The organism is Streptomyces sp. Da 82-17, from assembly GCF_046098215.1.
In the GTDB taxonomy this organism is placed as follows: Bacteria; Actinomycetota; Actinomycetes; order Streptomycetales; family Streptomycetaceae; genus Streptomyces.
The window spans coordinates 367,365-373,751 of the sequence record NZ_JBJURH010000008.1 but is presented as its reverse complement, the minus strand read 5'-3'; the positions used below and the strand labels follow the sequence as shown (position 1 = coordinate 373,751).

Below are 6,387 nucleotides of genomic sequence, written 5' to 3'. Positions count from 1 at the left end.
GCGGGGGCGGGGGTGGTACGGCCGAAGGGGTCGGCGGGCGCGGGGCCGGCGAGCCCAGGGCCGGTGGGCCCGGGGGCGGCGGCCCCGTCGCCGGTGTGCCCGGGGGTGGCAGCAACTGCCCCTGGCCGGCGCGGAGTTGAGCCACTGACGGGGGCGGCGGGGGTACGGCCGAAGGGGTCGGCGGGCGCGGGCCCCGCGGGCCCAGGACCGGTGGGCCCGTCACCGGCGGGCCCCGAACCGGCGGCTGCGGAGGCGGAGTCCGGCTCGGCCGGGGCGACGGCAGCGGACCCGTACGCGACCGAGGGGCCGAAGCCGGAGCCGGGGGCGACCTGGGCCGCGGCACCGGCGGCGTCCTCGGCACCGGCACCGGGGACCGCCATCCCGGCCCCCGCACCCGAACCGCGCGCAGCCGAGCCGACGCCCGCCCCCGACCCGAGGCCCTCCGGGTCAGGTGCCGCCGAAGCCGCCACCCCCAAGCCGGAGCCACCCGGGGCCGCGCCCTCCACACCGGCGCCCGCACCCGACCCGACGCCCGCCCGACCAGGTGCCGCCGAAGCCGCCACCCCCAAGCCGGAGCCACCCGGGGCTGCGCCCTCCGCACCCCGGAGGCCCGGGCCCACGGGCCCAGTGCCGTGCGCGCCCACACCCTCCACGCCACCGCCGGAGGCCCCCCGCCCGACAGCAGCAGAGCCACGCCCGCCCGGCCCGGGGGCGCCCGGACCCGTCGGCCCCACGGGGCCAGCACCGTAGGCAGCGGCCTGCCCGTCCGAACCGTCGGCGACGGCCGTAGCCGTCGCCGTACTCCCGAAACCGCTCCCGGAGGCGACGCTGCCGTACGCGTCGGGTCCCGTGCCGCTCGGGGCCGTCAGCAACTCCGCGTACAGCGCTGCCAGTTCGGGGCCCGGGTTCGTGCCGAGGCGGTCGGCCAGGTCGGTGCGGATCTGTTCGTACGCCGCCAGCGCCTCCGCCGGTCGGCCCGCGTCGCGGAGGGCGCGGAGGCGGAGGGAGTGGAGGGGTTCGTCGAGGGGGTGCTCCGCGCACAGGGCGGTCAGCTCGGGCAGGGACTGCTCCGCGTGCCCCAGGGCCAGCGCCGCGGCGAGGCGGGCGCGCCGGGCGTCCAGGTGGCGGGCGTCGAGGCGGGCGGCGTCGGCGGTGCGGTCGGGCAGGTCGGCGAGGGCGGGGCCGTGCCACAGGTCCAGGGCCTCGTCGAGCAGCGCGGCGGCCTCGGCCGGATCGCCCTCGGCGAGCGCGCGGGCCCCTTCCGCGGCGAGGCGGGCGAAACGGTGTGCGTCCACGTCGTCCGGGGCGGCGGCGAGCCGGTACCCGCCGTCCGCCGACTCGACGGCCGCCCGCCCGAGCGACCGGCGGAGCCGTCCGACGAGGGCCTGCAGCGCGGCGGTGGCGTCGGCGGGCTCGTCGCCGTCCCACACGGCGGCCACGAGCTGCCCGACCGGCACGGCCCGTCCGGCGCGCAGCGCGAGCACGGTGAGCAGGGCGCGCAGCCGCGGCCCGCCGACGGCGACGGCGGCGCCGTCGGCACGGACCGCCCGGGTGGTGCCGAGGATGGAGTAACGCACCCGCCCATTCTCCCCAACCGGCCGGACCCGCCGCGCCCGAGCCCGCCCTCCCCATCCCGGAGCCCGTCCGGCGTTTGAGGACGAGCCCGGAGGGCGATCACCGTCACCGAGCCGTCCGCCACCCGACCCGACAGCCCCACCGCCATCCGACCCGACATGCCCACCGCCACCCGGCCCGACATGCCCCACCGCCACCCGGCACCCCGCCTCACCGAGGAGAGCCCCGCCCATGACGACCGCCATCCGACGCCGCGACCGCCGCATCAGCCCCGTCTTCCTCGGCATCGTCGCCGTGACCGCCGCGGCCGGGTGGGCCGTGTGGACGGGGTTCGCCGACAACACGGGCCTAGCGGTGTTCCTCTTCGTGACCGGCGCCTGGGTCGTCTCCCTCTGCCTGCACGAGTACGCGCACGCCCGTACCGCCCTGCACAGCGGGGACATCACCATCGGCGCGAAGGGCTATCTGACGCTGAACCCGCTGAAGTACACGCACGCGCTGCTGAGCATCGTGCTGCCCGTCGTCTTCGTGATCATGGGCGGGATCGGGCTGCCCGGCGGCGCCGTGTTCATCGAGCGGAGCCGGATCAGGGGCCGCTGGCGGCACAGCCTGATCTCGGCGGTGGGCCCGCTGACCAACGTCGCGTTCGCGGTGGTGTGCACGGCGCCTTTCTGGCTGGACGCGCTCGCGGGCGTGCCGCCGGTGTTCCGGTACGCGCTGGCGTTCCTCGCGCTGCTGCAGGTCACGGCGGCGCTGCTGAACTTCCTGCCGGTGCCGGGTCTCGACGGGTACGGGGTGATCGAGCCGTGGCTGTCGCGGAGCGTCCGCCGCCAGGTGGAGCCGTTCGCTCCGTTCGGGCTGCTCGCGGTCTTCGCCGTGCTGTGGATCCCGGCCGTGAACATCGCGTTCTTCGACGCGATCGACGCCCTCCTGCGCCTCCTCGGCATCGAGGAGCTGGATTCGTACTGCGGGCAGAACATCTACCGCTTCTGGGAAGCGGACACCCCGGTCTGCGTCAGCCGCTGACCGCCGCCGCCCGCTCGGCCTTCGCCTTGCGCAGGTAGTACCAGGCCATGTTCGACGAGAGCCCGGCCATCAGCACCCACACGATGCCGAGCCAGCTGCCCTCGACGAAGGACACGACGGCCGCGACGGCGGAGAGAACGCAGACGACGAGGGCGTACAGAGCGAGGCGGGGCATGGGGTCGGCTCCTGTCCGGTGACGTGCGGTTCGTACGGGCCCGTCGTGCGGGCGACGCGTCCGCCGTCCAGTGTCCCCCATGCCCCGCCTCGCCCCGTACCGCGCCTAGACGTCCGTGACGCGCAGGCCCGCGTGCGCCTTGTACCGCCGGTTCACGGAGATCAGGTTGGCGACCAGGGACTCCACCTGGTGGGCGTTGCGCAGCCGGCCCGCGAAGACGCCGCGCATGCCGGGGATGCGGGCGGCGAGCGCCTGCACGACGTCGGTGTCGGCGCGGGCCTCGCCGAGCACCATCACGTCGGTGTCGATCTCCTCGATCGACTCGTCCTGCAGCAGCACGGCCGACAGGTGGTGGAAGGCGGCGGTGACACGGGACTCCGGGAGCAGCGCGGCGGCCTGCTCGGCGGCGCTGCCCTCCTCGGGCTTGAGGGCGTACGCCCCCTTCTTGTCGAAGCCCAGCGGGTTCACGCAGTCCACGACGAGCTTCCCGGCGAGCTCCTCGCGCAGCGCTTCCAGGGTCTTGGCGTGCCCGTCCCACGGCACGGCGACGATCACGATGTCGGAGCGGCGGGCGCACTCGGCGTTGTCGGCGCCCTCGACGCCGAGGCCCAGCTCGTCGGCGGCGGCCTGCGCGCGTTCGGCGGCGCGGGAGCCGATGACGACCTTCTGGCCGGCGCGGGCCAGCCGGTAGGCGAGGCCGCGGCCCTGGTCGCCGGTGCCGCCGAGCACGCCGACGACGAGTCCGGACACGTCGGGAAGGTCCCAGGGGTCCTTGGCGGGAGCCTTGCCCTGCGCCTTCGGCGCACCGTCTTGAGCAGCATCAGGGGAAGTCATACGGCGACGATACTTGCCGGTAGGAGGCACTGCCGTACGAAATCCACACCCGTGTGCGAACTCCGCGCCCCAACCGCCGTGCCGTGCCGCCGAGTTGGCGGAAGTGCCGGACGGGCGGGCGGCGCGGGCGGCAGGATGCGGGGCCATGGACGCCGTACGGGTCGCGCTGCTGCGCGAAGTGCTCGCCGGAACGGAATGGCCGGGCGCCACCCGCCGCTTCGCGGGTGCGCTGCGCGGCTCGGTGGTGCCGCACGGCGGCGGCCTCCTGCTCGTGGGCACGGCCGGGTACGAGCCGTGGCATCTGGCCGCGCACCTCGTCGACGAGGCCGCCTGGTCGGGCACGCCGGAGCTGCGGCCGACGCTCGTACGGCACCGGGTGCGGCCGGGCGATCCGGCGCACCTGTCGGTGGGGCTCGGCCGGATCGAGGCGGCGCGGCGCGGCGAGACGCTGCTCGTGGTGGCGCCGGACGACCCGGGCGGCGGCCTCCTGGAGCGGGTGCACGACGCCCGCCGGGCGGGGGCGACGGTGCTGGCCCTGGAGGCGGGCGCGGCGGGCGGCCACGATCTGCACCGGCTCGCGCACGAGGCGCTGACCGTGCCGGAGGAGCCGGAGCTCGACCTGGACACGGTGCAGCACCTGGTGAGCGCGGCGGCCGGCGAGAACTCGCTGCCCGCGCCGGCGCCGCGCGGCCGGCGCAGCTTCCGGGACCGGCTGTCGCGGCTCGCGGATCAGCTGACGGAGCCGCCGCCGGCCCGCTGGTGAGGCCCTACTCGGATTCCGGGGCGTCGGCGTCGCCCTTGCGGTCGTGCCATCGCGGGTCGGTCTCCCACTCCAGGTTCCGTTCCTGGGCGGTCTGCATGGCGTGCGCCGCCTCTTCGGGCGTGGCGTACGGGCCGAAGCGGTCCTTGCCCGGACAGTCGGGCCCTTCCTCGACCTTCTTGTGTTCGAGGCAGTAGTACCACTCCCCCGGCTTTCCGACCGTGCGCTTCTTGAACAGGGCCATCACGGACCCCTCTCTTCCTGCGTCTGCCCGAGGTAGGTTCCGCCGCCATCGTGCCCCAAGTCCGCTGGATACACTCACTGGCATGTCTGGCCAGTCGCTGCTCGTACCAGGGGAGCTCTCTCCCACCCGTTCCGTCCCCGGCAACATCCGCCGTCCCGAGTACGTGGGCAAGCCCGCCCCCACGCCGTACTCCGGCCCGGAGGTGCAGACCCCGGAGACCGTCGAGCTGATGCGGATCGCGGGCCGTATCGCGGCGCAGGCCATGGCCGAGGCCGCCAAGCACATCGAGCCGGGCGTCACCACGGACAAGCTGGACGAGGTGGCGCACGAGTTCATGTGCGACCACGGCGCGTACCCGTCCACGCTGGGCTACCGCGGCTTCCCGAAGTCGCTGTGCGCCTCGGTCAACGAGGTCATCTGCCACGGCATCCCGGACTCCACGGTGCTGCGCGACGGCGACATCGTGAACCTGGACGTGACGGCTTACATCGGCGGCGTGCACGGCGACAACAACGCCACGTACCTGTGCGGTGACGTGGACGAGGAGTCGAGGCTCCTGGTGGAGCGGACCCGGGAGGCCACCAACCGGGCGATCAAGGCGGTCAAGCCGGGCCGGCAGATCAACATCATCGGCCGGGTCATCGAGTCGTACGCGAAGCGCTTCGGCTACGGCGTCGTGCGGGACTTCACCGGCCACGGCATCAACTCGTCGTTCCACTCCGGCCTGATCGTGCCGCACTACGACAGCCCGCACGCGACGACGGTGATGCAGCCGGGCATGACGTTCACGATCGAGCCGATGCTGACGCTCGGCACGCACGAGTACGACATGTGGGACGACGGCTGGACCGTGGTCACCAAGGACCGGAAGCGGACCGCGCAGTTCGAGCACACGCTCGTGGTGACGGACACCGGAGCGGACATCCTCACGCTGCCCTGAGCCCGGGCCGTGTCGGGAGCGCCGTTTTTCGCACGAACGTTTTACCGACGACCTGTCGGGAACTCCTTTACCGACAGGTCGTCGGGAACCGGTTGACTTAGGCATGCCTAAGCAGAAGGATCGGTGCTGGTTCCCGCCCGCTTCGGCACCGGAGGTTCCCCCGTGGACACGCCGTTCTCGACGCTCATCCGCACCGCGTCCCACGAGGCGCACACCGAGGCCGAGACCTCGACGTTCATGAGCGACCTGCTCGGCGGGAAACTCGGCGTGGACGCGTACCGCCGCTACACCGAACAGCTCTGGTTCGTGTACCGCGCCCTGGAGGACGGCGCCGAGGCCCTCCGCGACGACCCGGTGGCGGGCCCGTTCATCCGCCCCGAGCTGATGCGGACCGCCGAGCTGGAGCGGGACCTGGCGCATCTGCACGGCGGCGCCGACGCCTGGCACGAGGGCCTGCGCCCGCTGCCCGCGACAAAGGCGTACGCGGACCGGGTCGCCGAGTGCGCCCGCAGCTGGCCCGGCGGTTTCGTCGCCCACCACTACACGCGCTATCTCGGCGACCTGTCCGGCGGCCAGATCATCCGCGACAAGGCGGAGAAGACGTGGGGCTTCGCCCGCAAGGGCGACGGCGTCCGCTTCTACGTCTTCGCGGACATCGCCAACCCGGCCGCGTTCAAGCGGGGTTACCGCGAGCTGCTGGACGGGGTGCCGGTGGACGATCTGGAGAAGATGCGGATCGTGGACGAGTGCAAGCGGGCGTTCGCGTTGAACACTGCCGTGTTCCGGGCGCTGGGCGAGGAGTTCCCGCTCAGCGCGTGAGTCGGGCGGGCCCC

Annotated in this window: 8 protein-coding genes; 4 read left to right on the top strand and 4 right to left on the bottom strand. The window is 74.2% G+C overall.

The features are described from left to right. A partial coding sequence (locus tag ACIDOF_RS17200) for a BTAD domain-containing putative transcriptional regulator (RefSeq protein WP_409006742.1) occupies nt 1-1,577 on the bottom strand: 1,577 nt, incomplete at its 3' end. Between the two features lie 229 nt (nt 1,578-1,806). Between ACIDOF_RS17200 and ACIDOF_RS17195 the strand changes: the two genes are divergently transcribed. Next, a complete protein-coding gene (locus ACIDOF_RS17195) occupies nt 1,807-2,601 on the top strand; it encodes a site-2 protease family protein (protein ID WP_409006741.1) in 795 nt (264 codons plus the stop codon). Here the strand turns inward: ACIDOF_RS17195 and ACIDOF_RS17190 are convergent. Together ACIDOF_RS17190 and npdG are read right to left on the bottom strand one after the other, a co-directional pair. Then, the gene (locus ACIDOF_RS17190) at nt 2,591-2,776 is read right to left on the bottom strand and encodes a hypothetical protein (protein ID WP_409006740.1); all 186 of its coding nucleotides are present in this window, start codon (nt 2,774-2,776) and stop codon (nt 2,591-2,593) included. The two genes, ACIDOF_RS17195 and ACIDOF_RS17190, sit on opposite strands and share 11 nt — an antisense overlap. 105 nt (nt 2,777-2,881) lie before the next feature. After that, nucleotides 2,882-3,610, bottom strand: coding sequence for an NADPH-dependent F420 reductase (npdG, locus tag ACIDOF_RS17185; protein ID WP_409006739.1), 729 nt, complete (start codon nt 3,608-3,610; stop codon nt 2,882-2,884). A gap of 145 nt (nt 3,611-3,755) precedes the next feature. Here npdG and ACIDOF_RS17180 point away from each other — a divergent pair, with 145 nt between their 5' ends. Further along, nucleotides 3,756-4,373 carry a hypothetical protein gene (locus tag ACIDOF_RS17180; protein WP_409006738.1) on the top strand — a complete coding sequence of 206 codons (618 nt, stop codon included), beginning with the start codon at nt 3,756-3,758 and terminating at the stop codon, nt 4,371-4,373. 4 nt (nt 4,374-4,377) lie between these two features. On the opposite strand, the gene ACIDOF_RS17175 is transcribed toward ACIDOF_RS17180, so the two are convergent. Then, a complete protein-coding gene (locus ACIDOF_RS17175) occupies nt 4,378-4,614 on the bottom strand; it encodes a hypothetical protein (protein ID WP_409006737.1) in 237 nt (78 codons plus the stop codon). Between the two features lie 82 nt (nt 4,615-4,696). On the opposite strand from ACIDOF_RS17175, the gene map reads away from it, so the two are divergent. Together map and ACIDOF_RS17165 are read left to right on the top strand one after the other, a co-directional pair. Continuing rightward, on the top strand, nt 4,697-5,554 hold the full coding sequence (gene map, locus ACIDOF_RS17170) for a type I methionyl aminopeptidase (protein ID WP_409006736.1): 858 nt from the start codon (nt 4,697-4,699) through the stop codon (nt 5,552-5,554). Between the two features lie 162 nt (nt 5,555-5,716). Then, nucleotides 5,717-6,373, top strand: a complete 657-nt coding sequence (locus ACIDOF_RS17165; protein WP_409006735.1) for a heme oxygenase (biliverdin-producing) — start codon at nt 5,717-5,719, stop codon at nt 6,371-6,373. Nucleotides 6,374-6,387 lie beyond the last annotated feature (14 nt).